Origin of the sequence: Streptomyces sp. WZ.A104 (assembly GCF_002382885.1) — a bacterium.
Classification (GTDB): Bacteria; Actinomycetota; Actinomycetes; order Streptomycetales; family Streptomycetaceae; genus Streptomyces.
Genome location: NZ_NWVL01000008.1, coordinates 1 through 25864, shown reverse-complemented (window position 1 = coordinate 25864; position 25864 = coordinate 1). Strand labels below are relative to the sequence as shown.

At 72.5% G+C, this 25864-nt stretch carries 25 protein-coding genes; 14 read left to right on the top strand and 11 right to left on the bottom strand.

The annotated features are described in order from the left end of the window. Nucleotides 1-205: 205 nt before the first annotated feature. Nucleotides 206-430: a hypothetical protein gene (locus tag CIB93_RS06150; RefSeq protein WP_096624882.1), complete on the bottom strand. Its 225-nt coding sequence runs from the start codon at nt 428-430 to the stop codon at nt 206-208. Nucleotides 431-1113: 683 nt separating this feature from the next. Between CIB93_RS06150 and CIB93_RS06145 the strand changes: the two genes are divergently transcribed. Continuing rightward, the gene (locus CIB93_RS06145; RefSeq protein ID WP_096624880.1) at nt 1114-1356 is read left to right on the top strand and encodes a hypothetical protein; all 243 of its coding nucleotides are present in this window, start codon (nt 1114-1116) and stop codon (nt 1354-1356) included. After that, complete coding sequence (locus tag CIB93_RS06140) at nt 1353-1799, top strand: DNA-binding protein (protein WP_218839758.1); 447 nt, start codon at nt 1353-1355, stop codon at nt 1797-1799. The genes CIB93_RS06145 and CIB93_RS06140 overlap by 4 nt, the downstream gene beginning before the upstream one ends. 60 nt (nt 1800-1859) lie before the next feature. Here the strand turns inward: CIB93_RS06140 and CIB93_RS06135 are convergent, their stop codons facing one another. Further along, entirely contained in the window at nt 1860-3143 is a 1284-nt protein-coding gene (locus CIB93_RS06135; protein WP_096624878.1) for a geranylgeranyl reductase family protein, read from the bottom strand. 97 nt (nt 3144-3240) lie between these two features. On the opposite strand from CIB93_RS06135, the gene CIB93_RS06130 reads away from it, so the two are divergent. Continuing rightward, a complete protein-coding gene (locus CIB93_RS06130) occupies nt 3241-3768 on the top strand; it encodes a GNAT family N-acetyltransferase (protein WP_096624876.1) in 528 nt (175 codons plus the stop codon). A gap of 21 nt (nt 3769-3789) precedes the next feature. Here CIB93_RS06130 and CIB93_RS06125 read toward each other — a convergent pair whose 3' ends face one another. Further along, entirely contained in the window at nt 3790-4482 is a 693-nt protein-coding gene (locus tag CIB93_RS06125; protein ID WP_096624874.1) for a demethylmenaquinone methyltransferase, read from the bottom strand. A 315-nt stretch (nt 4483-4797) separates the two neighbouring features. Between CIB93_RS06125 and CIB93_RS06120 the strand changes: the two genes are divergently transcribed. Genes CIB93_RS06120 through CIB93_RS37400 form a run of 3 tightly spaced genes read left to right on the top strand, consistent with a single transcriptional unit; the run spans nt 4798 to nt 7388 of the window. Then, a complete protein-coding gene (locus tag CIB93_RS06120; protein WP_096624872.1) occupies nt 4798-5331 on the top strand; it encodes a SigE family RNA polymerase sigma factor in 534 nt (177 codons plus the stop codon). Nucleotides 5332-5340: 9 nt separating this feature from the next. Further along, nucleotides 5341-6261, top strand: a complete 921-nt coding sequence (locus tag CIB93_RS06115; RefSeq protein ID WP_096624870.1) for a hypothetical protein — start codon at nt 5341-5343, stop codon at nt 6259-6261. Further along, a complete protein-coding gene (locus tag CIB93_RS37400) occupies nt 6258-7388 on the top strand; it encodes a DUF3152 domain-containing protein (RefSeq protein ID WP_257002055.1) in 1131 nt (376 codons plus the stop codon). Before CIB93_RS06115 ends, CIB93_RS37400 begins: the two co-directional genes overlap by 4 nt. Before the next feature lie 29 nt (nt 7389-7417). Here CIB93_RS37400 and CIB93_RS06105 read toward each other — a convergent pair whose 3' ends face one another. The 4 genes from CIB93_RS06105 to CIB93_RS06090 form a co-directional block, all read right to left on the bottom strand. Next, nucleotides 7418-8119, bottom strand: a complete 702-nt coding sequence (locus CIB93_RS06105; protein ID WP_096624868.1) for a hypothetical protein — start codon at nt 8117-8119, stop codon at nt 7418-7420. Between the two features lie 7 nt (nt 8120-8126). Beyond that, nucleotides 8127-9326, bottom strand: a complete 1200-nt coding sequence (gene mqnC / locus CIB93_RS06100) for a cyclic dehypoxanthinyl futalosine synthase (RefSeq protein ID WP_096624866.1) — start codon at nt 9324-9326, stop codon at nt 8127-8129. Between the two features lie 71 nt (nt 9327-9397). Continuing rightward, nucleotides 9398-11317: a serine/threonine-protein kinase gene (locus CIB93_RS06095; protein WP_096624864.1), complete on the bottom strand. Its 1920-nt coding sequence runs from the start codon at nt 11315-11317 to the stop codon at nt 9398-9400. 247 nt (nt 11318-11564) lie between these two features. Next, the gene (locus CIB93_RS06090) at nt 11565-12446 is read right to left on the bottom strand and encodes a menaquinone biosynthetic enzyme MqnA/MqnD family protein (RefSeq protein ID WP_096624862.1); all 882 of its coding nucleotides are present in this window, start codon (nt 12444-12446) and stop codon (nt 11565-11567) included. Between the two features lie 329 nt (nt 12447-12775). Between CIB93_RS06090 and CIB93_RS06085 the strand changes: the two genes are divergently transcribed. Both CIB93_RS06085 and CIB93_RS06080 read left to right on the top strand, forming a co-directional pair. Beyond that, complete coding sequence (locus tag CIB93_RS06085; protein WP_003967102.1) at nt 12776-12979, top strand: cold-shock protein; 204 nt, start codon at nt 12776-12778, stop codon at nt 12977-12979. Between the two features lie 173 nt (nt 12980-13152). Then, complete coding sequence (locus CIB93_RS06080; protein ID WP_096624860.1) at nt 13153-13989, top strand: MerR family transcriptional regulator; 837 nt, start codon at nt 13153-13155, stop codon at nt 13987-13989. A 53-nt stretch (nt 13990-14042) separates the two neighbouring features. Here CIB93_RS06080 and CIB93_RS06075 read toward each other — a convergent pair whose 3' ends face one another. After that, complete coding sequence (locus CIB93_RS06075) at nt 14043-15263, bottom strand: amidohydrolase family protein (RefSeq protein WP_096625084.1); 1221 nt, start codon at nt 15261-15263, stop codon at nt 14043-14045. 316 nt (nt 15264-15579) lie between these two features. Between CIB93_RS06075 and CIB93_RS06070 the strand changes: the two genes are divergently transcribed. Then, nucleotides 15580-18537, top strand: a complete 2958-nt coding sequence (locus CIB93_RS06070; RefSeq protein WP_096624858.1) for a BTAD domain-containing putative transcriptional regulator — start codon at nt 15580-15582, stop codon at nt 18535-18537. Nucleotides 18538-18740: 203 nt separating this feature from the next. Beyond that, nucleotides 18741-18917, top strand: a complete 177-nt coding sequence (locus CIB93_RS37740; protein ID WP_007451789.1) for a hypothetical protein — start codon at nt 18741-18743, stop codon at nt 18915-18917. Between the two features lie 86 nt (nt 18918-19003). On the opposite strand, the gene CIB93_RS06065 is transcribed toward CIB93_RS37740, so the two are convergent. Then, nucleotides 19004-20614 carry a FadD3 family acyl-CoA ligase gene (locus CIB93_RS06065; protein WP_096624857.1) on the bottom strand — a complete coding sequence of 537 codons (1611 nt, stop codon included), beginning with the start codon at nt 20612-20614 and terminating at the stop codon, nt 19004-19006. Between the two features lie 103 nt (nt 20615-20717). Between CIB93_RS06065 and CIB93_RS06060 the strand changes: the two genes are divergently transcribed. From CIB93_RS06060 to CIB93_RS06050, 3 genes are read left to right on the top strand one after another with little or no spacing between them, the layout of a single operon-like run. Next, the gene (locus CIB93_RS06060; protein WP_096624855.1) at nt 20718-21866 is read left to right on the top strand and encodes a lipid-transfer protein; all 1149 of its coding nucleotides are present in this window, start codon (nt 20718-20720) and stop codon (nt 21864-21866) included. 18 nt (nt 21867-21884) lie between these two features. After that, nucleotides 21885-22334 carry a Zn-ribbon domain-containing OB-fold protein gene (locus CIB93_RS06055; RefSeq protein ID WP_096624853.1) on the top strand — a complete coding sequence of 150 codons (450 nt, stop codon included), beginning with the start codon at nt 21885-21887 and terminating at the stop codon, nt 22332-22334. A gap of 3 nt (nt 22335-22337) precedes the next feature. Next, entirely contained in the window at nt 22338-23135 is a 798-nt protein-coding gene (locus CIB93_RS06050; RefSeq protein ID WP_096624851.1) for an enoyl-CoA hydratase/isomerase family protein, read from the top strand. A gap of 45 nt (nt 23136-23180) precedes the next feature. On the opposite strand, the gene CIB93_RS06045 is transcribed toward CIB93_RS06050, so the two are convergent. After that, complete coding sequence (locus tag CIB93_RS06045; RefSeq protein ID WP_096624849.1) at nt 23181-23684, bottom strand: hypothetical protein; 504 nt, start codon at nt 23682-23684, stop codon at nt 23181-23183. 201 nt (nt 23685-23885) lie between these two features. Here CIB93_RS06045 and CIB93_RS06040 point away from each other — a divergent pair, with 201 nt between their 5' ends. Further along, nucleotides 23886-24560 carry a hypothetical protein gene (locus tag CIB93_RS06040; RefSeq protein ID WP_096624847.1) on the top strand — a complete coding sequence of 225 codons (675 nt, stop codon included), beginning with the start codon at nt 23886-23888 and terminating at the stop codon, nt 24558-24560. Nucleotides 24561-24595: 35 nt separating this feature from the next. On the opposite strand, the gene CIB93_RS06035 is transcribed toward CIB93_RS06040, so the two are convergent. Then, the coding region (locus CIB93_RS06035; protein WP_179499999.1) for a PQQ-binding-like beta-propeller repeat protein at nt 24596-25864 on the bottom strand (1269 nt) is incomplete at its 5' end.

The window sequence follows — 25864 nt, the reverse complement described above, 5'->3', positions numbered from 1 at the left end:
GGCCAGGCCTGAGGCGCACGAATCAGCAGCTGCCCTGCTGGAGGGCGCGAAATCAGCGGCCGCCCCAACGGGGTACGGACGATCAGCGGCTGCCTCCGGCGGAAGGCGCACGATCAGCAGTTGCCCCGGCCGAAGGCTCGACCAGCGGCTGCCCCGGCGGAAGGCGCCACGCGGCTGTCCTCGCCGGAGGGCGCGTGTCGGGTGGTCAGCGGCGACGGGGGCGGCGGTTCGTCCGCTCGGGCTCCCGCGCCGACGTGGTGGGGGCGGGCGGGGCGTCGTACGGGGAGTCCAGGTCCTCGTCGTCGTCCGTCGCGGTCGGGTCGACGGCGAAGTGGGGCTCCAGGAAGAGGCCGTGGTGCTGGGGTACGGCGGTGTCCGTGGCGGCCGGTTCCGGGCGTGCGGGGTTCCGGGGCAGGGATGCGGTGGTCATGGCTGTCTGTCCTTGGGGTCGAGCAGCGCTGTATCGGCTTGTTCCGTACCCCGCTGGCCTGCGATCGATGTGAGCGTGCGTCATGAAGCGTCGTACGCACCGCGCGCGCCGCTACGGGCGGGGCGGGCGCCGACCGGCCCGGGGGCTGCCCGACGACCGGGGGAGGCGCGCAAATCATCGCACAGGATCACCCGGGAAGCTGCGGAATATGCGTGGCGGGGTGGCTGGAGGGAGTCAGAGTACGACGCGGAAGCGGGGTGGTCAGGCGCCGGTCCTCGCCCAGGACGTGGAAGGTGAGCCCGGGCGGAGGCCGGCCCCGGCCGCAATGCGTCGGACCACAGCCGGTCGGCCTCCACGAACCCGGCCGACTCGTAGAGACGGTCGGCCGCCGTACGGTCCCGCTCTCCGCCCGAGGGGCGGTCGTCGGCCGCGTGGAGGACCAGCTTGCGTGTCATCGAGCCCGCCGGGACCGCGCCGACGGAGCACGGCGAGAGGGCCCTGCGTCCCCTCGTGTGCTCCGCCTTCACACTCCGCCTTCGCACTCCGTACGCAGGCGACCGCCCCGACGATGCTCCCGTCGGAGCGGCGGACAACCGCGGGCCTCACGCCTTCGGGGCCACCTTGGTTCCACCGAGGTAACCATCGGACAAGAAATTTCCTACCGGCGGTGCTACGTTTTGGGTATGAGCAGTCACGTAGCACCCCAGGCCGTCGAGCGGGCCGGCAAGAGATCCGTGTCGCTCGCCCAGTCATTGATCAAGGAAGTCGAGGAACGCACCGGCAAGAGCGGGTTCTCCTCCGTTGTGGCCGAAGCTCTGGAGGAATGGCTCGCCGCGCAGAAGCTCCGCGAAGTCGTGACCGCTGACCGCAAGGCGTTCGGCCCCGTCTCCGCCGAAGCACGGCGGCAGGCGGAACAGGAGTGGTGAGCAAGCGCCTCAAGATCAAGGCAAAGAGCGAGGGCACGCTCGTTCTGGACGCCCAAGGGCTTTCACTGCACGTAGACGGCGACGACGGAATGCGGGCACGCATCGAGGTCGCTCAGCAGAGCGGCCGACGAGTGGCGCTGTCCGCACTGACGCCCTTGGAAGTGCGGCGAACAGGAGAAGCCGCCAGGCGGCTCCAGTTCCTGCTGTCCCGGTTCGACGTAAAACCGGTCAACGACGCGGTGACGGACGCCGCAGCGAAGCTACTGGACGCCTCAGGCCTTGACGGGCACGAATGCCTCGTGGACGCACTCGTGGTGGCCACGGCCGCACTCTGCACTCCCCCGGTACTACTCGTCACTTCTGACAAGTCGCACATCCCGGCGCTGTGCAAGGCCGCCGAGGAGCTTCCCGGCTCACCGAAGGTGAGGATCGTCAGCGTTTGACGGCCGAACGCCACGGGCCGGGCCGCTCGACTGCCCAACGAGCGGCCCGGCCTTGAATGGTCAGGCTCGGGGTGCCACCTTCGAGAGGCCGTTGATGATGCGGTCCATGGCGTCGCCGCCCTGGGGGTCGGTCAGGTTGGCGAGCATCTTGAGGGTGAACTTCATCAGGATCGGGTGGGTCAGGCCGCGTTGGGTGGCGACCTTCATGACCTTCGGATTGCCGATCAGCTTCACGAAGGCGCGACCCATCGTGTAGTAGCCGCCGTAGGTCTCCTTGAGGACCTTCGGGTAGTTGTTCAGGGCCAGCTCGCGCTGGGCGGGGGTGGCGCGGGCGTGGGCCTGGACGATGACGTCGGCCGCGATCTGGCCGGACTCCATGGCGTAGGCGATGCCCTCGCCGTTGAACGGGTTGACCATGCCGCCCGCGTCGCCGACGAGCAGGAGGCCCTTGGTGTAGTGCGGCTGGCGGTTGAAGGCCATCGGGAGGGCCGCGCCCCGGATCGGCATCGTCATGTTCTGCGGGGTGTAGCCCCAGTCCTCCGGCATCGAGGCGCACCAGGCCTTGAGGACCTCTCGCCAGTCCAGCTCCTTGAACGCGGAGGAGGAGTTGAGGATGCCGAGGCCGACGTTGGAGGTGCCGTCGCCCATGCCGAAGATCCAGCCGTAGCCGGGCAGCAGCCGGTCCTCGGCGCCGCGCCGGTCCCACAGCTCCAGCCAGGACTCCAGGTAGTCGTCGTCGTGGCGGGGGGAGGTGAAGTACGTACGGACGGCGACGCCCATGGGGCGGTCGTCGCGGCGGTGCAGGCCCATCGCGAGGGACAGCCGGGTGGAGTTGCCGTCGGCGGCGACGACGAGCGGGGCGTGGAAGGTGACCGGGGTCTTCTCCTCGCCGAGCTTCGCCTCGACGCCGGTGATGCGGCCGGTGCGCTCGTCGCGGATGGGCGCGCCCACGTTGCAGCGCTCGTACAGCCGGGCGCCCGCCTTCTGCGCCTGCTGGGCCAGCTGTTCGTCGAAGTCGTCGCGCTTGCGGACCAGTCCGTAGTCCGGGTAGGAGGCGAGTTCCGGCCAGTCCAGCTGGAGCCGGACGCCGCCGCCGATGATGCGCAGGCCCTTGTTGCGCAGCCAGCCCGCCTCCTCGGAGATGTCGATCCCCATGGAGACGAGCTGTTTCGTGGCGCGGGGCGTCAGCCCGTCGCCGCAGACCTTCTCCCGGGGGAAGGCGGTCTTTTCCAGGAGCAGGACGTCGAGTCCGGCCTTGGCGAGGTAGTACGCGGTCGTGGAGCCGGCTGGGCCCGCTCCGACGACGATCACGTCCGCGCTGTGCTCGGAGAGGGGCTCGGTCACGGTCGGATCTCCCGAAGACTCGAATTCGCGTGCCGCGCGGCACATGTCCCGTGCAGTCTATGGGGGCCTGCAGATCCACCCTCCGAAGGGCTCCCCCATGTCGATCGCGCCTGCTTCGCCCCCTGCTTCGGCCCCCGTCGTACGCCTCCGTGTTCCCACCGACGAAGACGCCCTGAGCTGGTACCGGATATTCGACGACCCCGAGGTCATGGAGTACTTCGGGGGGCGCAGAGCGGACTTCTCCGTGTACGAGGAACTCACCGCCCGCCAGCGCCGCCACGACGCGGAGCTCGGCTACTGCCTGTGGACCGTCACCGACGAGGACGACACCGTGCTCGGCTTCACCGGGGCGCAGCCGTGGCCGCACACCCACTACGGGCCGGTCGGCGCGACCGAGATCGGCTGGCGGCTGGGGCGCGCGGCGTGGGGGCGCGGGTACGCCACCGTCGCCGCCCGCGCCACGCTGGAGCGGGTCCGCGCGGCCGGGGTGAGCGAGGTGGTCGCGATGATCGACTCCCGTAACGCCCGGTCGACGGCGGTGGCGGAACGGCTCGGGATGCGGCGGGCCGAGTCGTACGCCACCCCGCGCGGCCAGGAGGCCCACTGCTTCCGGCTGGAGCTCTGAGCCCGGGCGGTTACGGGAACGTCAGGCGCGGGTGGCCCGGTGCAGGGCCACCACGCCGCCGGTCAGATTGCGCCAGGCGACCTTGGACCAGCCCGCCTTCTGAAGAAGTGCGGCGAGAGCGGGCTGGTCGGGCCAGTCGCGGATCGACTCGGCGAGATAGACGTACGCGTCCGGGTTGGAGGACACCGCGCGTGCCGCCGGCGGGATCGCGCGCATCAGGTACTCCGTGTAGACCGTGCGGAACGGAGTCCAGGTCGGCTGCGAGAACTCGCAGATCACTACCCGCCCGCCGGGCTTCGTCACCCGGTACAGCTCACGCAGCGCGACATCGGTGTCCTGGATGTTCCGCAGCCCGAAGGAGATCGTGACGGTGTCGAACGTCTCGTCCTTGAACGGCAGCTTCATACCGTCGCCCGCGGTGAACGGCATCCACGGGTGGCGTTCCTTGCCGACCTTGAGCATGCCGAGCGAGAAGTCGCAGGGTACGACGTAGGCGCCCGCCTTCACGAAGGGCTGCGAGGAGGTCGCCGTACCGGCCGCCAGGTCGAGGATCTTCTGCGCGGGGCGGGCGTCGACCGCCGCCGCGACCGCCTTGCGCCACAGCCGGGCCTGGCCGAGCGAGATCACGTCGTTGGTCAGGTCGTAGTTGGCCGCCACACCGTCGAACATCGAGGCGACTTCGTGCGGCTGCTTTTCCAGGGAGGCTCGGGTCACCCTTCCATTCAAGCAGCCCCGCCGTACGGATCAGTGGGAGCGGTCTCGGTGACGTCGTACGGGGTGTTCAGCGCGCCCGCACCGCAGGCCGTACGCCCCCACCGCAGGCCGTAGCCACCAGCAGGGCCCCGAGTGCTGCGGCGAACCGGCGCATGACCGGCGCGTGATCGATGCGTGACCGGCGCGTGACCGGTGTGCTGAGCCGGTCCGCACACCTCTCGAACTGATCTTCACTACTCTTCAACCTTTTCGGCACATGCCCGCTCTGTAAGGGGTGGGAGAGCGGAAACGCAGGAGAAGGAGAGGGGAGGGCGGATGTCGGCAGGGTCGGAGCCCGCCGTGGCGGACGGCGACAGTGCCGCGTTCGAGGCGTACGCACGGAACGGGCAACGACGGCTGTACCGGACGGCCTACCTGCTGTGCGGGGATGTCGAGGGCGCCCAGGACCTGACGCAGACCACGCTCGCCAAGCTCTTCCAGCACTGGCGCCGGGCGAGCCGGGCGGACAACCTCGACGCCTACGCCAAGACCGTCCTCGTCCGCACCTTCGTGGCCGAACGACGCCGCTCCGTACGGGATCTCCTCGCCCACAACCGCAACGCGCCCCGCCCGCAGCCCAACCCGGCTCCGGGCGCGGACCTCCGGGTGACGCTGCTCGCCCTGCTCGCCGAACTCCCGCCCCGCGCACGGGCGATGGTCGTCCTGCGGTACTGGGACGACCTGAGCGTGGAGACCGTCGCCACGCTGCTGCGGTGCAGCGAGTCCACGGTGAAGAGCCAGTGCTCGCGTTCGCTCGTCCGACTGCGCGCCCGGATGGGCGACGTCCAGCTCTACACCACAGGAAGCTGAGGGCCGGCCGTGAAACCCGAACCGTACGAGCAGCGCCTGCCGTCCTTCGCGCACGACGAACAGCTCCTCCGGGACGCCCTGCACCGCACCGCCGACACCCTGTCCCCCCTGCCCGACCTGGTCCCCGAGGCCGTACGGGAGGGCCACCGGCGGCGGGCCAGGAACCGGGCGGCCGCGGTCGCGGGCACGTTCGTCGCGGTCACCGCCCTGACCCTGGGCCTCTCCGTGCTGGGCCCCTGGCTGCTGTCGCGGCCGGACACCGTACCCGCCACTCCCGCCGGACCGTCCCTCTCCCTGCCCGCGCCCAGCCCCTCACCCCAACAGACGGAGCCCCGCCCCGACATGACGCCCCCCACGTCCACCCCCGTGCCGACGCACTCCGCGGACGGGCCGACGACTCCGCCCGCCGCGACCCCGTCCCGCTCCGCCCCGCCGCCCCTCACCCCCGAGGAGGCCCAGCGCCTGGAGGAGTTCCGGCGGCGTGCGGCCGGGGCGCTGGACGCCCTGCTGCCCTCGTCGATCGGGACCGTCCGCCCCGTCGGCGAGGGCGCGCAGGACTACCAGGGGCGGCGCGGCGGCGTCGTGCACTCCGTCCGCCTGTCGGTGCACCCGGTTGCCGGGAGCGCGGCGCCGGCCTGCCGCGACCTCCCGGACAAGGGGCTGACCTGCGGCAAGGTCATCCTGGCCGACGGCACGCCCGCCCAGGTGTTCCGGCAGCCCGCCGAGGGGCGGACGGGAACGGTGGTCTCCCTCCGCTACCAGGTCGGCCGCAGCACGGTGGCGCTGTCCGTCTCCCCCGCGCCGTCCGGGTCGAGTGGCACGCCCCTCACCACCGGGGACCTGATCCGGGTGGCGGAGAGCCCGCGGTTCCGGGAGCTGGTCGCGTACGCCGACGCCGACCCGGTGCCGCGGAGCGGGGGCGCCTCGTGACGCGCCGCCGCACCATGGGCACCCTGCCGCCCGCGTACGGGGACCGCGAAGCGGACACCTTCCTCGTGCCGCCGGACCCGGCTCCCGGACCCGCGCACGGCCGTACGCGGCCGACGGGCCACGCCCGATCGCAGGAACGGCCGCAGGAAGGGTCACGGTCCCGGTCGCGGTCCCGGTCGCGTTCCCGATCGCAGACGCGGTCGCAGAAACGGTCACAGGAACGGTCTCCGTCCCGGTCCCGGTCGCAGTCCCGGTCACACTCCCGGTCACTGGTCCGGCGCAGGCGGCGGAACCGGCGCCGGGTGACCGGTCTCGCCGTGCTGGCGCTCGCGGTCGTGGCGGGCACGGCGCTCCTCGTCGGCCGCCCCTGGCAGGGCGCGGGCGACCCGGCGGAGGCGGCGGGCCCCGCCGGGACCCCTACGGCTGCGCCCGGCGGACCGGACGACACGGCGGAGCCCGTACGGCCGAAGCCCACGCCCCCGTCGCCCTCGCCCACCGCGGAGGAGCCCGCGGACGATGAACCCGCAGCGGATGAACCCGCGGCCGACGGACCGGCGCCAGGGGACGTCCCCGCCTCGGGGCCCGGCACGTTCACCGTCGCCCGCGCGGGGGTCACGGCGTCCGGCAAGGGCAGCGCGTACCGGGTCGAGGTGGAGGACGGCATCGGCGTCGACCCCGACCGGGCCGCCGAGGACGTCGCCGCCGTCCTGGCCGACCCGCGCGGCTGGAACCAGGGCGGCGAGCGCTCGTTCCGCCAGGTCGCCGACGGGTCGGCGGGGCTGGTGATCCGGATCGCGACTCCGGCGACCACGGACCGGCTGTGCGGCCGGTTCGGCCTGGACACCCGCGGCGAGGTCAACTGCCGGGGCGGCGAGAAGGTGATGGTCAACCTGAAGCGCTGGCTGCTCGGTTCACCGCAGTTCGACGGGCCCGTCTCCGAGTACCGGGCACTGATCATCAACCACGAAGTGGGCCACTGGCTGGGGCGAGGCCACGAGACCTGTCCCGGCAAGGGCCGCCCCGCGCCCGCGATGATGCAGCAGATCAAGGGGCTGAAGGGCTGCGTCGCCAACGCCTGGCCGTACGACGCGGAGGGGCGCTATCTGGGAGGCCCGAAGGTGCCCTGACCTCCTCCACGGAGGATGCGGAGCCGGCCTCAGCGGGCGCGGTGCACCAGCCGGCCCGCGAGCACCGTCGCCACGCAGCGCCCGGCCCCGCCCGCGCGCAGCGCCGCCTCGTCGGGCACGTCGAACACGGCGAGGTCCGCGCGGCCGCCGACGGTCAGCGGGCCGTGCACGGTGGAGGCGAGGTCGCCGCCCGCCGCGAAGGGATCCAGGTCCGCGGGGCCCGAGGCCTCCGGCGGGTACGGGGGACTCACCTGGATCAGCCCCGCCCGGGAGACGGCCGTCCGCAGCGCGGGCTCGTCCGCGCCGAACGGGCCCACCACATGGGTGGTCCCGTGCCGCAGCATCCGCTGGAGCCCGCGCCGGACGCTGCCCGCCCGCCGGGGTGCGTCCATCGTCGCCGCGAGCCGCTCGAACTCCTCGCCCCACAGCGGCAGTTCACCCAACTCGCCGGCCTCGCGCGGGTCCGGGTGGTAGCAGCGGGTGAGCAGCTCCCGGGCGTGGTCCTGGCGGAGGCCGGGCGTGAGGAGGCCGGGCCAGCGGCGGACCCTGGCCGCCGGGTACGCGGCGGAGACCTCCTCGTACGTACCGACGGCGGCGATCCGGTCGCCGTCCACCGCCACGGCACCACCGCCACCGACACCGGCACCGGCACCGGCACCGGCACCGGCACCGGCCCCAACTGCCACCGCGCCGACCGGAAGGACCAGCTGTGCGGCGTGAATCGTCAGCACAGGAGCGTCAGTTGGCGTTGAGGAGCTTCAGCTCCGGGTGGGCCGTGCCGCCCTCGATCGCGGTGGACGAGATGTGCGAGACCACGCGCTCGTCGACCGGGTCCATCGCCGGGTCGTCGTGCACGACGAGGTGCTCGTACGTCGTGGCGCGCTGGGCCGGGACCCGGTCCGCTTTGCGGATCAGGTCGATGATCTCCAGCCGGTTGGAGCGGTGCTTGGCCCCGGCCGAGGAGACGACGTTCTCCTCCAGCATGATCGAACCGAGGTCGTCCGCGCCGTAGTGCAGCGACAGCTGGCCGACCTCCTTGCCGGTGGTCAGCCAGGAGCCCTGGATGTGGGCGACGTTGTCGAGGAAGAGCCGGGCGATGGCGATCATCCGCAGGTACTCGAAGAGCGTGGCCTGCGTCTGTCCCTTCAGCTTGTTGTTCTCCGGCTGGTAGGTGTACGGGATGAAGGCGCGGAAGCCGCCCGTACGGTCCTGCACGTCCCGGATCATCCGCAGGTGCTCGATGCGCTCGGCGTTGGTCTCGCCGGTGCCCATCAGCATGGTGGAGGTGGACTCCACACCCAGGCCGTGCGCGATCTCCATGATCTCCAGCCACCGCTCGCCGGACTCCTTGAGGGGGGCGATGGCGGTACGCGGCCGGGCGGGCAGCAGCTCCGCGCCCGCACCGGCGAAGGAGTCGAGCCCGGCGGCGTGGATACGGCTGATGGCCTCCTCGGCGGAGACCTTGGAGATCCGTGCCATGTGCTCGATCTCGGAGGCGCCGAGGGAGTGGATGACCAGCTGCGGGAACGCCTTCTTGATCGCGGAGAAGTGCTCCTCGTAGTACTCGACGCCGTAGTCCGGGTGGTGGCCGCCCTGGAACATGATCTGGGTGCCGCCCAGCTCCACGGTCTCCGCGCAGCGGCGCAGGATGTCGTCGAGATCGCGGGTCCAGCCCTTGTCGGTGGCCTTGGGCGGGGCGTAGAAGGCGCAGAACTTGCAGGCCGTCACGCACACGTTGGTGTAGTTGATGTTGCGCTCGATGATGTACGTCGCGATGTGTTCCGTACCGGCGTAGCGGCGGCGGCGGACGGCGTCGGCGGCAGCACCCAGCGCGTGCAGCGGCGCGGACCGGTAGAGGTCGAGCGCCTCCTCCGGGGTGATCCGACCGCCCTCGGCGGCTCGGTCGAGGACGGGCTGAAGGTCGGCCTTCTCGGTCACCGGGCTGTCACCTTTCGGCGGTTTTTTGAGGATCCACGGACCGATCCAGCGTACGCCAGCCCCTTGCGCCGTCAGCCGCCGGACCGGGTGAGCTTCCCGTACGGAAGACCCGCGGCCCGTTCCTTCGAGCGGTACTCCAGCGTGTCGTCGTCGGTGAGGCGGAAGACCAGGTCCGCCTCGGTCGTGGTGCAGAGTCCCGGGGTGCTGGGGCGGTCCGGGTCGGTGCGTTCGCGGACGTTCAGCTCATCGGCGGTGCCGGAGGTGAGGGTGCCGACGCTGTTGCAGGTGACCGTGATGCCGAGCTGGGAGACGGTGTTGGACATCCGCACGACCTGGGTGCCCTTCTTGCCCTCGGTGAAGACCGCGGTGAGGGTGCCGTGGGGCTGTCCGCTCGTCCTCTCGGTGAGCGGACCCTCCCAGGTGCCGATGTACGCCTTCGGCAACGCGCTCACCGGGGTGTCGCCCGCGTCGGTGGGGTCGCCCGACCCGGAGGGGGACGGTTCCGCCGACGCGGGCGCGGAGGGCGAGCCGGAGGCGGTGGCGGACGGCGGGGTGGCCGCGGCGTCGTTGCCCTCGCCCCGGTCGGCGCCGCCGCCCGGGAGGAGGCCGTCGAGCAGGCCCGTGCCGAGGGTGGCGACGGCGAGCGCGCCCGCCACGGCCAGGGCGACCGTGCAGCTCACCCGGCGGCTGCGGCGCTCTCCCGGAGTCCGCCGGTTCTCGGCGCTGACGCTCATGGAGAAGTGGGGGTCGCCGTTGCGCTGCCCGGGAAGCGGACCCGTGCCCGGGGCGCCCGGGTCGGGGGCGTTGCGGCCGGGGTCACGGCCTGGTGCGGTCGCCCGGTCCGCCCCGCCCGTGCCGGGCGGTGTGCCGAAGGGGGCGTCCTGCGGGGGCCGGACGGGTGGCCCGAATGCCCCGAGGCCGCCGGGACGACCCCCGTTGCTGTCCCCGCCGTCCGCGCCGTCCAGGCCGCCCCGGTCCGGGGCGGGCGCCCCTGCCGCCGCCCCTGCGCCCGCTCTTTCTCCCCCTCCGGCTCCCGCTCCCGCTCCCAGCGATGCGCTGCTGAACGGCACCGGACCCGACTGCACGGGCGCGTCCTGCGGTTCCAGGTCGAGCAGCGCCACCGCGGACCTGCTGACCTCGCGCACCAGCCGGCCCGGGAGCCAGCCGCCCGCGACCATCGCCGCCGCACCGCCGGGAGCGAGCGTCCGGGCGAGGTCGGCCGGGGCGGGACGGGCGTCCGGGTCCTTGGCCAGACAGCCCGCGACCACCTCGCGCAGGTCTCCCTCCAGGTCGCCCAGCTCGGGTTCCTCGTGGACCACCTTGTAGAGGAGTACGGCGGAGGAGCCGCCCGGGAAGGGGGCCTTGCCCGTCGCCGCGTACACGAGGACCGCGCCCAGCGAGAAGACGTCCGCGGCGCCCGAGACGTCCCGGCCCCGGATCTGCTCGGGCGCCATGTAGCCGGGCGAGCCGACGGATACCCCGGTGGAGGTGAGCGAGACGGTCGCGCCGAGCGCCCGGGCGATGCCGAAGTCGATGAGGCGGGGGCCGTCGAGGGCCAGCAGCACGTTGGACGGCTTCACGTCGCGGTGGACGATGCCCTGCCCGTGGACTGCCGCGAGCGCCTCGGCGAGACCCGCGCCCAGGGTGCGTACCGCGTGCTCGGGCAGCGGGCCGTGCTCGGTGATCGCCTGGGAGAGGGGCGGCCCGGCCACGTAGCCGGTCGCCACCCACGGCACCGGCGCGTCCGGGTCGGCGTCCAGGACCGGGGCCGTCCACTGGGCACCGATGCGGCGGGCGGACTCCACCTCGCGCCGGAACCGGGCGCGGAACTGCTCGTCGAGGGCGAAGTGGGGGTGGACGACCTTGACCGCGACCGTACGGCCTCCGGCGCTGCGTCCGAGATACACCCGGCCCATACCGCCCGCGCCGAGCCTGCCGAGCAGCCGGTAGGCACCGATGGTGTGCGGTTCGCCCGCTTCCAGCGGCTGCATATGGACTCCCCTGTGAACCCTGTGGACGGCTGAACCCTGTGTACGGTCCGGACTCGGACCGAAGCCTAGGGGGCGCCACCGGCGCGGTCACCGGGAAACGGTCGGACCATTCCCCCTTCTCGGGGCAGGAGGGGATGTTTTCGCCACGGGGAAAGGCGCGATTGTGTTGTTCCGCCGCGTTGTTCCGCTGTGTTGTTCCGCCCTGGAGTTCAGCAGAATTCCGTAAGAGGGAAAGGGAATTCGCGCGTCAGTCGCCGAGCAGTTCCACCTGGACATCCGCCGGGTAGCCGGTGTCCCGGCCCGTGCGGCGGGCGAACTCGCGGACGCCGGCCAGCTGGTCCGGACCGAAGCGGAAGTCGAGCGTCGTGAAGTACTGCTCCAGCACCTTCGCGTCGAAGGCCTCCCAGCGGGCGGCCTGCTCCGCGACCTTGGCGACCTCTTCCAGGGAGAGGTCCCGGGAAGCGAGGAACGCCTCGTGGACCTGGGCCGTCTGCTCCGGCCGCGCGGCCAGGAAGTCCTTGCGCGCCGCCCAGACGGCGAAGACGAACGGCAGCCCCGTCCACTCCTTCCACATCTGGCCCAGGTCGTGGACCTGGAGCCCGAGCCGGGGGGCGTCGTGCAGGTTGGCGCGGAGCGCGGCGTCGCCGATCAGCACCGCGGCGTCGGCCTCCTGCATCATCAGCCCCAGGTCGGGCGGGCAGGTGTAGTAGTCGGGCCGGACCCCGTAACGCTCGGCCAGCAGCAGCTGTGCCAGGCGCACGGATGTGCGGGAGGTCGAGCCGAGCGCCACCCGGGCCCGGTCGAGCTGCTCCAGCGGGAGCTGCGAGACGATCACGCAGGACATGACGGGACCGTCGCAGCCGACCGCGATGTCGGGGAAGGCGACCAGGTCGTCGGCGTTGCGCAGGTACTCCACGAGGGTGACCGGGCCGATGTCCAGGTCCCCCCGGACCAGCTGCTCGCTGAGCCGCTCCGGGGTGTCCTTGGAGAGCTCCAGGTCGAGCAGCGTCCCCGTCCGCGCAAGGCCCCAGTAGAGCGGGAGGCAGTTCAGGAACTGGATGTGGCCGACGCGGGGCCGGGTGCGGCGGTCGTCGTCGCCTTGGCGGGGGGAGACAGTTGAATTGTCCACATCGCGAGGCTAGACCCGCGCCGGGCCCCCGGCATCACCGGGGCCCGGCGAAGGTCCGGGCGACGACTCGGCGAACGTCCGGGCGACGAATCCGCGAACGCCAGGTCGACCGTTCGGCGAACACCGAGGGAAGGCGATCAAACTTTCGAGTGGGGTGATCTTTCCCTCTACCGCTCTCCTGAGACTGCGTGCTAGGCTCGCTCGCAAGTTGCAGTTTGGTTTCCCTTGCAGTACAGAGCCTGCGGAGCATGTAACCCGCAGGCTTTTGTAGTTTTCAGACTTGTTTGCAGGTTCTGGAGCAGGGCAACCCTTTGGCCCAAGGAGGGCTTATGGCTACCGGAACCGTCAAGTGGTTCAACGCTGAAAAGGGCTTCGGCTTCATCGCCCAGGACGGCGGCGGCCCGGATGTCTTCGTTCACTACTCCGCGATCAACGCGTCCGGGTTCCGCTCCCTCGAGGAGAACCAGGTCGTGAACTTCGACGTCACTCAGGGGCCCAAGGGTCCGCAGGCTGAGAACGTCACCCCGGCCTAGTTGCCCGGGTCGGCCGATCGCGGCCGCACATAGCAGTACCCAAGGAGCCCCGCTCCCCCGCTTCGGCGGAGGAACGGGGCTCCTGCCTGTGTACGGTCCCGTGCACGAGCCATCACGAGGACCCGGCGGCGCTTGACCTTCACACCGTGTGAAGCCGTGCAGTGGGAGCCATCATGTTCACCATCGGAGACTTCGCCAGGTACGGGCGGGTGTCGGCCCGGATGCTGCGCCACTACGACGCCATCGGGCTGCTGCGCCCGGACCGCACCGACCCCGCCACGGGCTACCGCCACTACGGCGCGGCACAGCTCGCCCGGCTCAACCGGATCATCGCGCTCAAGGACCTGGGCTTCACGCTCCAGCAGGTGCGGGCCGTCCTGGACGAGCGGCTCGGCCCGGAGGAGCTGCGCGGGATGCTGCGGCTGCGCCGGGCCGAGCTGGCGGAGGCCGTGACGGCCGCGTCGGAGCGGCTGGCCCGGGTCGAGGCGAGGCTCCGGTCGATCGAGAGCGAGGGGCGCATGCCTGCCGACGACGTTGTGATCAAGACCGTTCCCGGGGTCCGGGTGGCCGAGCTGACCGGCACGGCCGCGAGCTATCAGCCGCAGGACATCGGACCGGTGATCGGCCCGCTGTACGAGGAGCTCTTCCCGCTCCTGGAGGGCGCCGGAGTCCGGCCCACCGGTCCCGGGATCGCCCGCTACGAGGACGCCCCCGAGGGCGGCGGCGCGATGGTGGTGCACGCGGGCGTGACGGTGTCGGCCCCGGTGGGCCCGGTCGGCGGCACCGGGGTGCGTGTGGTGGAGCTGCCGCCGTTCGAGGCGGCGACGATCGTGCACCGGGGCGCGATGGACGACGTGATGCCGACGGTCCAGACCCTGGCCCGCTGGCTGGACGCCAACGGCTACCGCTCCGTCGGCTACTCCCGTGAGGTCAGCCTGGAGTGCCCGCCGGACCGGAACCTGTGGGTCACGGAGCTCCAGGAACCGGTGGAGCCGGTGAGCAGGGCCTGACCCGGCCCGCGTACGGGGAGGGGAGGCGGCCCCCTCCCCGTACGCAGGTACTTCTACGCCCCCGCCCAGAGCCCGTCCTCCGTGAGCCCCAGCAGGTCGATCGCGTTTCCGCGGACGATCCGGTCGACGACGTCCGGGGCCAGGTGGCCCATCTGCTCCTCGCCGACCTCGCGGGAGCGGGGCCAGGTGGAGTCGGAGTGCGGGTAGTCCGTCTCGTACAGGACGTTTCCGACGCCGATCGCGTCGAGGTTCCTCAGCCCGAAGGCGTCGTCGAAGAAGCAGCCGAAGACGTGGTCCGCGAACAGCTCGGACGGCGGGCGGTGGACCTTGTCGGCGACGCCGCCCCAGGCCCGGTTCTCCTCCCAGACCACGTCGGCGCGCTCCAGGATGTACGGAATCCAGCCGATCTGGCCCTCCGCGTACATGATCCTCAGGCCCGGGAAGCGTTCGAACTTGCCGCTCATCAGCCAGTCGACCATCGAGAAGCAGCAGTTGGCGAAGGTGATGGTGGAGCCGACGGCGGGCGGGGCGTCGGCGGAGGTGGACGGCATCCTGGACGAGGAGCCGATGTGCATGGCGATGACGGTGCCGGTCTCGTCACAGGCCGCGAGGAACGGATCCCAGTCGTCCGTGTGGATCGACGGAAGTCCGAGGTGGGGAGGTATCTCGGAGAACGCCACCGCGCGCACCCCCCGGGCCGCGTTGCGCCGGACCTCGGCGGCGGCCAGCTCGGCGTCCCACAGAGGGACGAGGGTGAGCGGGATGAGACGGCCCCGCGCCTCGGGACCGCACCACTCCTCCACCATCCAGTCGTTGTACGCGCGCACCCCGAGCAGCCCGAGCTCGCGGTCCTTCGCTTCGGTGAACGTCTGCCCGCAGAAGCGCGGGAAGGTGGGGAAGCAGAGCGCGGACTGGACGTGGTTGACGTCCATGTCGGCGAGCCGGTCCGGGACCGAGAAGGAGCCCGGCCGCATCTGCTCGTAGGTGATGATCTCCAGCTTGATCTCGTCCCTGTCGTAGCCGACGGCGGTGTCCAGGCGGGTGAGGGGGCGGTGCAGGTCCTCGTACACCCACCAGTCGCCGACCGGCCCTTCGTCGCCCTTCGCACCCATCACGGGCGCGAACTTTCCGCCCATGAAGGTCATTTCCTTCAGCGGTGCGCGGACGATGCGGGGTCCGGAGTCCGCGTACCGGGACGGGAGCCGGTCCCGCCAGACATGAGCGGGCTCCACCGTGTGGTCGTCCACCGAGATGATCTTCGGGAAGGTCTCCATGCGTTCCACGGTAGCGTCGATCTGACGAACCGTCAGCTGGCGTGCGCGCATCGGCGCCGGGAACGGCGCGGGGAGCGGCACCCGAATCGTTGTCGAGGGCTTGTGCAGAGCGTCACCCACTGCTGACGAGTTCGCCCGCGACAAGGCAGACTGTTGAGCGCGATACCAGCGGTACCGAGCAATCCGGACGCATCCCGCACTTGCGACGCACGGGCGTACACGAGCGGGCAGGGGCGAGCATTCGGGCTCAGGCGGCACCACCCGGCATGTCCCGCAGACGAGCGGGGCCGGCAGGCGAGCAGGACAGGGGGCATCAATGGACCGTGACAGCGGGCCACGCGTGCGCGTACCGGAGCAGCGCGCTCCGGAGAAACCGGGTACGGCCGACGCCCTCAGGTTCACCGTGCTCGGCCCCGTACGGGCCTGGCGGGGCTCGGACCCCCTCTCCTCCGGCTCTCCCCAGCAGCGCGCCCTGCTGGCCGCGTTGCTGCTGCGCGGGGGCAGGACGGCCACGGCGGGCGAGCTGATCGACGCGTTCTGGGGCGAGGACCCGCCCTCGCAGGCCCTGGCCACGATCCGGACGTACGCCTCCCGGCTCCGCAAGATCCTGGGCCAGGACACGCTGGTGAGCGAGTCGGGCGGGTACGCGATACGGATCGACCGGAGTGCGCTCGACCTGACCCTGGCGCAGGACCTGGCGGCCGAGGCGGAGAAGGCGCGCGCGGCCGGTGACCGCTGCCAGGCGCGCACCCTGATCAACAAGGTGCTGGGCCTGTGGGACGGCGAGGCGCTGGCCTCGGTGCCGGGGCCGTACGCGGAGAACCAGCGCACCCGGCTGGAGGAGTGGCGGCTCCAGCTCACCGAGACCCGGCTCGACCTGGACCTGGAGGTCGGCTGCCACGCGGAGGCGATCTCCGAACTGACCGCGCTCACCGCGGCGCACCCGCTGCGCGAGCGGCTGCGCGAGCTGCTGATGGTGGCGCTGTACCGGAGCGGCCGGCAGGCCGAGGCACTGGCGGTGTACGCGGACACACGGCGGCTCCTCGCGGAGGAGCTGGGCGTCGATCCGCGCCCCGAACTGGCCCAGCTCCAGCAGCGGATCCTGCGGGCCGACGAGGAGCTGGCCCGCCCGGCGGACGAACCGGCGCCCGCGCCCGCGCCGCTGCGGCCCGCGCAGCTTCCGGCGTCGGTGCCGGACTTCACCGGCCGGTCCGCGTTCGTGGCCGAGCTGGGCAGCCGACTGGCCACGGCGGAGAGTTCGGTGATGGCGGTCTCCGCGGTGGCGGGTATCGGTGGCGTCGGCAAGACGACGCTGGCCGTGCACGTCGCCCACCGGGCCCGCCGGCACTTCCCGGACGGCCAGCTCTACGTCGACCTCCAGGGCGCGGGGGCCAGGGCCGCCGAACCGGAGACGGTCCTCGGCTCGTTCCTGCGCGCGCTCGGCACGGCGGACTCGGCGATCCCGGACACGCTGGACGAGCGGGCCGCGCTGTACCGCTCGACGCTGGACGGCCGCCGCGTCCTGATCCTCCTGGACAACGCCCACGACGCCGCCCAGATCCGCCCGCTGCTGCCCGGCACGCCGGGGTGCGCGGCGCTGGTGACGAGCCGGGTGCGGATGGTGGACCTGGCCGGGGCGCATCTGGTGGACCTGGACGTGATGTCGCCCGAGGAGGCGTTGCGGCTCTTCACCCGGATCGTCGGCGCGGAGCGGGTCGGCGCGGAACGCGAGGCGGCGCTCGACGTGGTGGCCGCGTGCGGCTTCCTCCCCCTCGCCATCCGCATCGCCGCGTCCCGGCTGGCCGCCCGCCGTACCTGGACGGTGTCGGTCCTCGCCGCGAAACTGGCCGACGAGCGCCGCCGCCTGGACGAGCTCCAGGCGGGCGACCTCGCGGTGAAGGCCACGTTCGAACTCGGCTACGGCCAGCTGGAACCGGCGCAGGCCCGCGCCTTCCGCCTCCTGGGCCTCGCGGACGGCCCGGACATCTCCCTCGCCGCGGCCGCCGCCCTGCTGGACCTGGACCCGCACGCGGCGGAGGACCTCCTGGAGGCCCTGGTCGACACGAGCCTGGTGGAGTCCGCCGCCCCGGGCCGCTACCGGTACCACGACCTGGTGCGCCTCTACGCGCGTGCCTGCGCGGAGCGGGACGAACAGCCGCCGGTGGAACGGAAGCTGGCACTGTCGCGGCTGCTGGACTTCTATCTGGCCACGGCTGCGGGGGTCTACGCGCTGGAGCGGCCGGGGGACCGGCTGGCCGATCACCGGGAGCCCACTCAGTACAGCGGGCTGACATTCGCCGACCGGCACACCGCGCAGGACTGGCTCTACACGGAGGCCAACTCCCTGCTCGCGTGCGTGCGTCAGGCGTCGGAAGCCGGAGGGGTGCGCCGAGCGGTCGACCTGCTCTGGGCCACCAAGGACCTCGCGGAGTCGGGCGCGAACTCCAAACAGTACGAGGCGGCGGCCATCACCATGCGCGATCTGGCCCGGTCCGCTGACGACGCGCGGGCCGAGGGGCGGGCGCTGATCACCCTCACCAACGCCCGTCTGGTCGCGGGCCGGTTCGACCAGGCGGAGCGGGACGCGCAGCGCGCCATGAGGCTCGCCCGCGCGGTGGGTGATCCCCTGCCGAGCTGCTGGGCCCCCAACGACCTCGGCATCATCGCGCTCTACCAGAACCGCCACGCGGAGGGCGAGGCCTACCTCGAACAGGCCATCGCCAACTTCCGGGCCGACGGCAACCGTCCGGGCGAGGCGAGCGCCCTGTGCAACCTCTCCCGCATCCACCTCGCGATGGGGAACACGACGAGCGCGGTGGCCCTGGCCCAGCAGGGCATAGACATATACGACGAACTGGGCCACGCGCTGCGCGGCGCGAACGGCCGGTACGCCCTGGGCCTCGCCCTCACCCAGAGCGGGCGGCTCGCCGAAGCGACGGAGCAGCTCCACGAGGCGCTGGACGTGTTCCGGGACAGCCGGCAGCGCCTCTGGGAGGGGATGGCGACCTTCCGCCTGGCAGAGGTGGATCTGGCCGCCGGGCTCCCGGCACAGGCCGCCACGAAGGCCGAGCAGGCACTCGCGGTACTGCGCGGCATCGGCGGGCAGTGGCGGCGCGGCAATGTCCTCACCGTCCTGGGCCAGGCACTGAACGACATCGGCCAGCCGGGCCGGGCCCAGGTGTGCTGGCGAGAGGCGCTGGACATCTACGAGACGCTCGGCTCGGCGGAGGTCGAAGCCGTACGGAAGTTGCTGGCGTCGACGCTGCCCGCGTGAACCCGCGAGGCGTTCATCATTCGTTTATCGCGCCCCGACATGGTGGTTCCAGTCGTTCCGTCGCGTCGGGGGGCAGACGGGCCGGCCTCGGCCGCAGAGGTAGGTTGAGCGGCCGAACGACACCTGCCCGGCAACCCGACGGGGGAGTTGCCGGGCAGGCTCGTCGAGTCCGAGCACAGCCATTCAGGGAGCTGGAGAACACCATGAGCGATGCGCAGAAGAAGCCGGTCGTGAAGCCGCTCGACAACCACGCCACCGGCGGGGAAGCCACGACGCAGGACAATCACGCGACGGGTGGCGTGCTGAAGCCGCTGGACAACCACGCCACCGGCGGCACGGTCAAGCCGCTCGACAACCACGCGACGGGCGAGCCCGCCTAGACCTTCCCGACGGGGATACGGGGGAGCGGCCGCGGTGGCACCGAGGGGGAGCCACCGCGGCCGCGGCATGTCCAGGCACGACCTGCTCACGCCTCGGCCGTCGGGCTGAGGCCATCGGGCGAACCCGGCCGAAGGAGCCCCTGCCCCCGCCCCCGCAGCTCCCCCTTCACCACCTTGCCGCTCGCGTTGCGCGGGAGCTCCGGAACGAACTCCACCGTCCTCGGGACCTTGAAGTTCGCCATCTCGCGGCGGGACCAGGCGATCAGGTCGTCCGCGGTGAGCGTCGCGCCCCGGCGGCGGACCGCGTAGGCCTTGCCGACCTCGCCGAGGCGGGGGTCCGGGACGCCGATGACCGCCACGTCGGCGATGTCCGGGTGGAGGCCGAGGAGCTGTTCGATCTCGGCCGGGTAGGCGTTGAAGCCGCCCACGATGAACATGTCCTTGATCCGGTCCGTGATCCGCAGGCGGCCCGCCTCGTCCAGGACGCCCACGTCGCCGGTGCGGAGCCAGCCGTCCGGGGTGAACGCCCGGGCCGTGGTGTCCGGGTCCTCGAAGTAGCCGCTCATCACGTTGAAGCCGCGGACCTGGACCTCGCCCGGGGCGCCCGGGGCCGCCAGGACGCGTACCTCCGTGCCGGGGATCGCGCGGCCCGAGGTCGTGGCCACGGCCTCCGGTGCGTCGCCGCGGCGGCACATGGTGACGATGCCGCTCGCCTCGGAGAGGCCGTACGCCGTGAGGACCGTGGCGATGTGGAGCTCGTTGCGCAGGCGTTCCACCAGGTGGAGGGGGACCACCGCCGCGCCGGTGACGACCAGGCGGAGGGCCGAGAGGTCGTGGGCCGCGCGTGCCGGGTGGTCCAGGAGGGACTGGTGGAGGGTGGGCGGGCCGGGCAGGACCGAGATCCGTTCCGCCGCGATGTTCGCCAGCACCGTGTCCACGTTGAACACCGGCTGCGGCACCATCGTGGCCCCCCGCATCAGACAGGCGATGATCCCCGCCTTGTACCCGAAGGTGTGGAAGAAGGGGTTCACGATCAGGTAGCGGTCGCCCTCGCGCAGGCCCGCCAGTTCGCTCCAGATCTCGTACGCGCGCAGCGTCTGGGCATGGGTGATCACCGCGCCCTTGGGCGCGCCCGTCGTGCCGGAGGTGTAGGTCAGGTCGGAGGGGGCCGAGGGGGCGATGGCCGCCGCCCGGTCCCGTACGGACGAGGACGGCACCCCTTCGCCCGCCGCCAGGAACTCCGGCCAGCTCGTGTAGTCCTCGGGGGCCGTGTCCGCCAGCACCACCACCCGCTCCAGGTCCGGCAGCTTCACCTCCGCCCGCCGCAGTGACGCCACGTACGACGTCCCCAGGAACGTCCCCGTGACGAACAGCAGCCTCGCCCGGCTGCGCCGCAGGATGTACGCCGCCTCCGTCCCCTTGAAGCGGGTGTTCAGCGGGACCAGCACCGCGCCCGCCGTCACCGCCCCCAGCGCGGAGACGATCCAGTCCAGCGTGTTCGGGGCCCAGATCGCGACCCGGTCCCCCGGCTCGACCCCGGCGGCGATGCACGCGGCGGCGGCGCGGTCCACGCGGTCGCCGAGTTCGGCGTACGAGAGGCGGGTGCGGCCGTCGGCCACCGCCTCGGCCGGGCCGTACCGTTCCGCCGCAGCCCGTACCAGCCCCGGGATGCTGCCCCACTCCTGGTCGCCCCGCATCACGCGCCCGCCCTCCTGCCGCCGCCGCACTAGCTGACTATCCGTCAGATTAGCGGTAGCCTCTGCCGCTGTCAGCAGGCGCGACAGTGCGGGAGGTCAGCGGATGGCGACGCTCAAGGACGCGACAGCGATAGCCGGGATCGGGCAGACGGCGTTCGCGAAACGGCTCCCGGAGTCCGAGAAGACGCTCGCCTGCCGGGCGATCCTGGCCGCCCTCGACGACGCGGGCATCGCCCCCTCGGAGGTCGACGGCTTCGCCTCGTACACCATGGAGGAGACCGACGAGGTCGAGGTCGCCAAGGCGATCGGGGCCGGGGACGTCACCTTCTTCAGCAAGGTGGGGTACGGGGGCGGGGGGTCCTGCGCCACCCTCGCCCATCTCGCCGCCGCCGTCGCCACCGGGCAGGCGAGCGTCGGCGTCGCCTGGCGGTCGCGCAAACGTGGGTCCGGGCCCCGGCCGTGGAAGAACACCGCCACCCAACTCCCCACGCCCGCCCAGTGGACCCGGCCCTACGGGCTGCTGCGGCCCGCCGACGAGATCGGCATGCTGGCCCGGCGCTACATGCACGAGTACGGGGCCACCCGCGACCACCTCTTCAACGTCGCCCTCGCCTGCCGTAACCGGGCCAACCAGAACCCGGACGCGATCATGTACGAGCGCCCGCTGACCCGCGAGATGTACATGACCGCCCGCTGGATCAGCGAACCCCTCTGCCTCTTCGACAACTGCCTGGAGACGGACGGGGCGTTGGCCTGCGTCATCGTCTCCGCCGAGCGCGCCCGCGACTGCCGCCGGAAGCCGGTCTACCTCCATTCCGTCGCCCAGGGGCTGCCCGCCCAGCACCACGGGATGGTCAACTACTGGAACGACGACCCGCTCACCGGACCCGCCTGGACGGCCGCCCGACAGCTCTGGAAACAGGCCGACTTCGGGCCCGACGATGTCGATGTGGCCCAGATCTACGACGCGTTCACCCCGCTCGTCCCGCTCTCCCTGGAGGGGTACGGCTTCTGCGGGCGCGGCGAGGGCGGCGCGTTCACCGAGGGCGGGGCCCTGGAGAGCGGCGGGCGGCTGCCGGTCAACACCGGGGGCGGCGGGCTGAGCGAGGCGTACGTCCACGGCTTCAACCTCATCACCGAGGGCGTCAAGCAACTGCGCGGCACCTCCACCGCCCAGGTGCCCGACGCCGCCACCTGCCTGGTCACGGCCGGTGAGGGCGTGCCGACCTCCGCCGTCCTGTTGCGGAACTGAGGAGTCGAGGAGACCGCCATGCCCGATGCACTGCTGCCGCCCGTCCCCGACGAGGACGGCGCGCCCTACTGGGAGTACGCCGCCCGTGGCGAACTCCGCGTCCAGGCCTGCGCCGCCCCCGCCTGCGGCGAACTCCGCTTCCCGCCCCGGCCCTGCTGCCCGCACTGCGGGTCGTTCGAGAGCGAGTGGCGGGAGATGAGCGGGCGCGGCCGCCTCTGGTCGTACGTGATCCCGCACCCGCCGCTGCTCCCCGCGTACGCCGAACAGGCCCCGTACAACGCGGTAGTGGTGGAGCTGGCGGACGCCCCGCACATCCGGCTGGCCGGGAACGTCGTCGCCTCCCCCGACGCCCCGCTGAACTCCGTCGACCCGGCCCGGCTGCGGATCGGGGCGCCGGTACGGGCACTCTTCTGCCCGATGGGGCCAAGTGGCTCCGTCACGCTTGTGCGTTGGCTGCTGGAGCGGTGAGCCATGACCCTGCGCATCGAACGGGAGGCGGCCACCGGGGTCGCCCTCGTCACCCTGGACCGGCCGGAGAAGCTGAACGCGATCGACCTGGAGACGGCTGACGGACTCGGCTCGCTCTGGCGGGAGTTGCGGTTCGACGAGAATGTGCGGGCCGCCGTCCTCACCGGGGCCGGCACCCGCGCCTTCTGCACCGGCATCGACCGGGGGATGACCGTCCCGCAGCCCCCGTCCCCGTACGCCGTCGACGACCCGCTCCTGCGGATCGGCCCCAAGGCGAACGACCTGTGGAAGCCGGTGATCGCCGCGGTGGAGGGAATGGCCTGCGGCGGGGCGTTCTATCTGCTGGGCGAGGCGGAGTTCGTCGTCGCGTCCCGGGAGGCGACGTTCTTCGACCCGCACACGACGTACGGGATGGTCTCGGCGTACGAGGCCATCGCGATGGCCCAGCGCATGCCGTTCGGGGAGGTCGCCCGGATGTCCCTGATGGGCACCGCGGAACGGGTGAGCGCGGAGCGGGCGTACGCGGTCGGGCTCGTCAGCGAGGTGACGGAGCCCGGCGGCGCGGTGGCGGCGGCGCTGCGGTCGGCGGCGGTGGTCGCCGCGTACCCGACGGAGGCGGTACAGGGCACGGTCAGGGCGGTCTGGTCCGCGAAGGAGGCGGCCCGGACCCAGGCGATGGCCCAGGCGCCCGCGCTGATCGCGCTGGGGAACCTGTCACCGGAGCGTCAGGCGGAGCTGTTCGAGGGGCGGGCGAGCGGGGGCGGGAACGGAGGCGCGGGCGGGGCGCCTCGGGTGCGGTGAGCCAGCCCTGGGGCGCCTCGGGTCCCGGGGGCCCGGGGTGCCGTGTCAGGTGCGGCGGACCGTCGCCTCGCAGCGCTCGACCTGGGACACCTTGCCGACGTCGCCCATCGGCAAGGTCAGCCTGCGGGACTTGCCGCCCTCTACGAACGTGGTGGTCTCGGCCGTGTCCACGATCTTGCCCAGGGCGTCGAGGAACCGCACGCTGACCTTGTACTCCCGCAGGCCCTGCTCCTTCGCCCGCACCTCGACCAGCGACGAGGTGTCCGCCTTGCGGGCGCCCTCACCCGGCTGGGCGCAGCGGACCACCGAGACGGTCGGGACCTTGGAGGCGGTGCGCGCCGGGGGCCGGTTGCGGGAGCCGGACGAGCCCGAGGACGAGGAGTAGCCGTTGTTGCTCTTCTTCGAGCTGGAGCAGCCGCCGCCGGAGCTGCTGCTCTTGCCGCTCCTGCTCTTGCCGCTCTTGCCTCCGCTGGTGGACGTCGAGAATCCGGTGAGCGCGAGCACCACCACGACCAGGACCGCCGCGAGCTTCATCTGTCGCCGCATCATCGATACAGCCCCCTTGAGTGTCGTTGTGCTGTCGCCCTCAGCATGCCGTGCGGAGCTCCCTGCGCAGGTCATGACCCTGTCACGGTACGGTCATGGTCCGCGTGGCAGGGGTGGTCGGCCGGGCGTAGCGTCGGGGACGGGAGGGGATGTCCGCGTACGCGCGCTGGGCAACACGCTGGACGACGCCGCCGGAGGCTGACGATGATCCGCAACATCCTCGGCTCCCTCGTCGCGCTCGCCGGGGCGGCCTCCGCCGTGCTGAGCCCGTTCCGCGAGTGGTACGCCGGGCGGCTGGGGCGTGAGTACCGGGTGCGGGACCTCTTCGAGGGGATCACCGGCACGGAGTCGGGCGTGCTGGTCTCGATCCTGCTGCCGTTCCTGTTCGCGGCCCTGCTGGTGCTCGCGGGCGTGGTGCTCCGCTCGCGGATCGTGGTCGCCCTCGCGGGGCTGGTGGTGCTCGGCTTCACCATCCTGTGGATGGTGCGCCAGGGACAGGCGGCGGGCTCGCTGGTGGTGGGCGGGGACGGGGCGGGGTTGCAGGTGGGCGTGGCCAACGCCCTGGCGGGCGGGGCGCTGATGCTGATCGGGGCGTTGCTGATGAGGGGCCGGCGGAGTCGGCGGGAGCGGCGTCGGGAGCGGGAGCCTGTGGAGCCGTATGCCGCGCCGGCGGCGGATCAGGTGGACACGTGGCCGCCCACGCAGGAGCCGGGGATGTCCGTACAGACCTCGCCGTGGCCGGAGCCGGAGGTGGACCCGTACACGGGGCCCGATCCCCGTGACCCCCGTACGCGGTCGTATCCGCAGGCGGAGGCCGACCCTCGCGATCCCGTACACCCGCCGCACGGGACCCCGTCGCCCGCGCCCCCGCGGGAGTGACGGCCGCCCCCGCCGAGGGCTTCCGCCCTCGGACGTCAGGCCCTCGCCCTGTTCCCCGTGCCCGTGCCCTTCAGCGCGTCCAGCGCGTACACGCACCGGTCCTTGCTGCACGCGTAGACCACGCCCGCTCGCGCCACCGGTGAGCCCGTGATCTCGCCGCCCGTCGCCAGCTTCCAGCGCAGCTGGCCGCCTGCCGCGTCCAGGGTGTAGAGGACGTGGTCGGCCGAGCCGAAGTGGACGCGGCCGTCCGCGACCACCGGGGAGCCCACCACGTCGCCGCCCGCCGCGAAGCGCCACTTCGGGGTGCCGGTGACCGCGTCCAGGGTGTACAGCGCACTGCCGCTGCCGACGTGCACGTTGCCCACCGCGACCAGCACCGGCTCGATCGAGGACCGGGCCTCCGTGGCGATGCGCCAGCGGTCCTTGCCGGTCGTCGCGTCCAGCGCGTACACCGTGCCGAGGTAGTCCGCGAGGTACACCCCGCCGCCGGTCACCGCCGGGCCCGGGGCGAACGCGGGCGGCGAGAGGAAGACCGCCGGGGCCTCGAAGTGCCAGCGCACCCGGCCTGAGTTGGTCTCCACCGCCAGCACCCGGGTGCCCGCCGCGATGTAGACGTAGCCGTCGGGGGCGGGGGTGACCCGGACCGGGACGCCGCCGCAGGAGGCCGCGTCGCCGATGGGGTACGACCAGCGCTCGATGCCCGTACGGGCGTCCAGCGCGCGGAGCCTGGCGTCCTGCCAGACGTACGCAGTGCCGTCGTGGATGACCGGACCGGCCTCCGCCGTCTCGAAGTCGGTCTGGGCGCCGGTGATCTCCCACAGCTTCTCGCCGTTGGACGCCTCCCAGCCCTGGACACCGCCGCCCCGGGTCGCGGTCAGGACCGTGCCCCGGTCGGCCTTGAGGGCGTACACCCAGGCGTCCGTCCGGAGCCGCCACTGCTCGGCGCCGGACGTGGCGTCCAGCGCGTACAGGGACGGGCCGTCCGAGGCGTGGATACGGCCGCCCTCGACGGCCATCGCCCAGGCCACGTCCCGGGTCTTGAACTGGCGTCGCCCGTTGCCCACGTCCAGCGCGTGGACCTCGAAGGACGTCACGTACAGCAGGTCACCGGAGACGACCGGCGTGCCCCACACGTCGTTGGACATGCGGAAGCGCCAGGGCCGCCAGCGTTCGGGCGCCGCGGGTGAGGTGTCCGGGGCGGGCCCCGGAGACGGTACGGGGGCGGTGGGGGCCGTGGGCGCCGGGCCCGAGGCGCTCAGCCCGGCGGGCGGCCGGACCCAGCCCGTCGCGGCGGCCGGATGCGC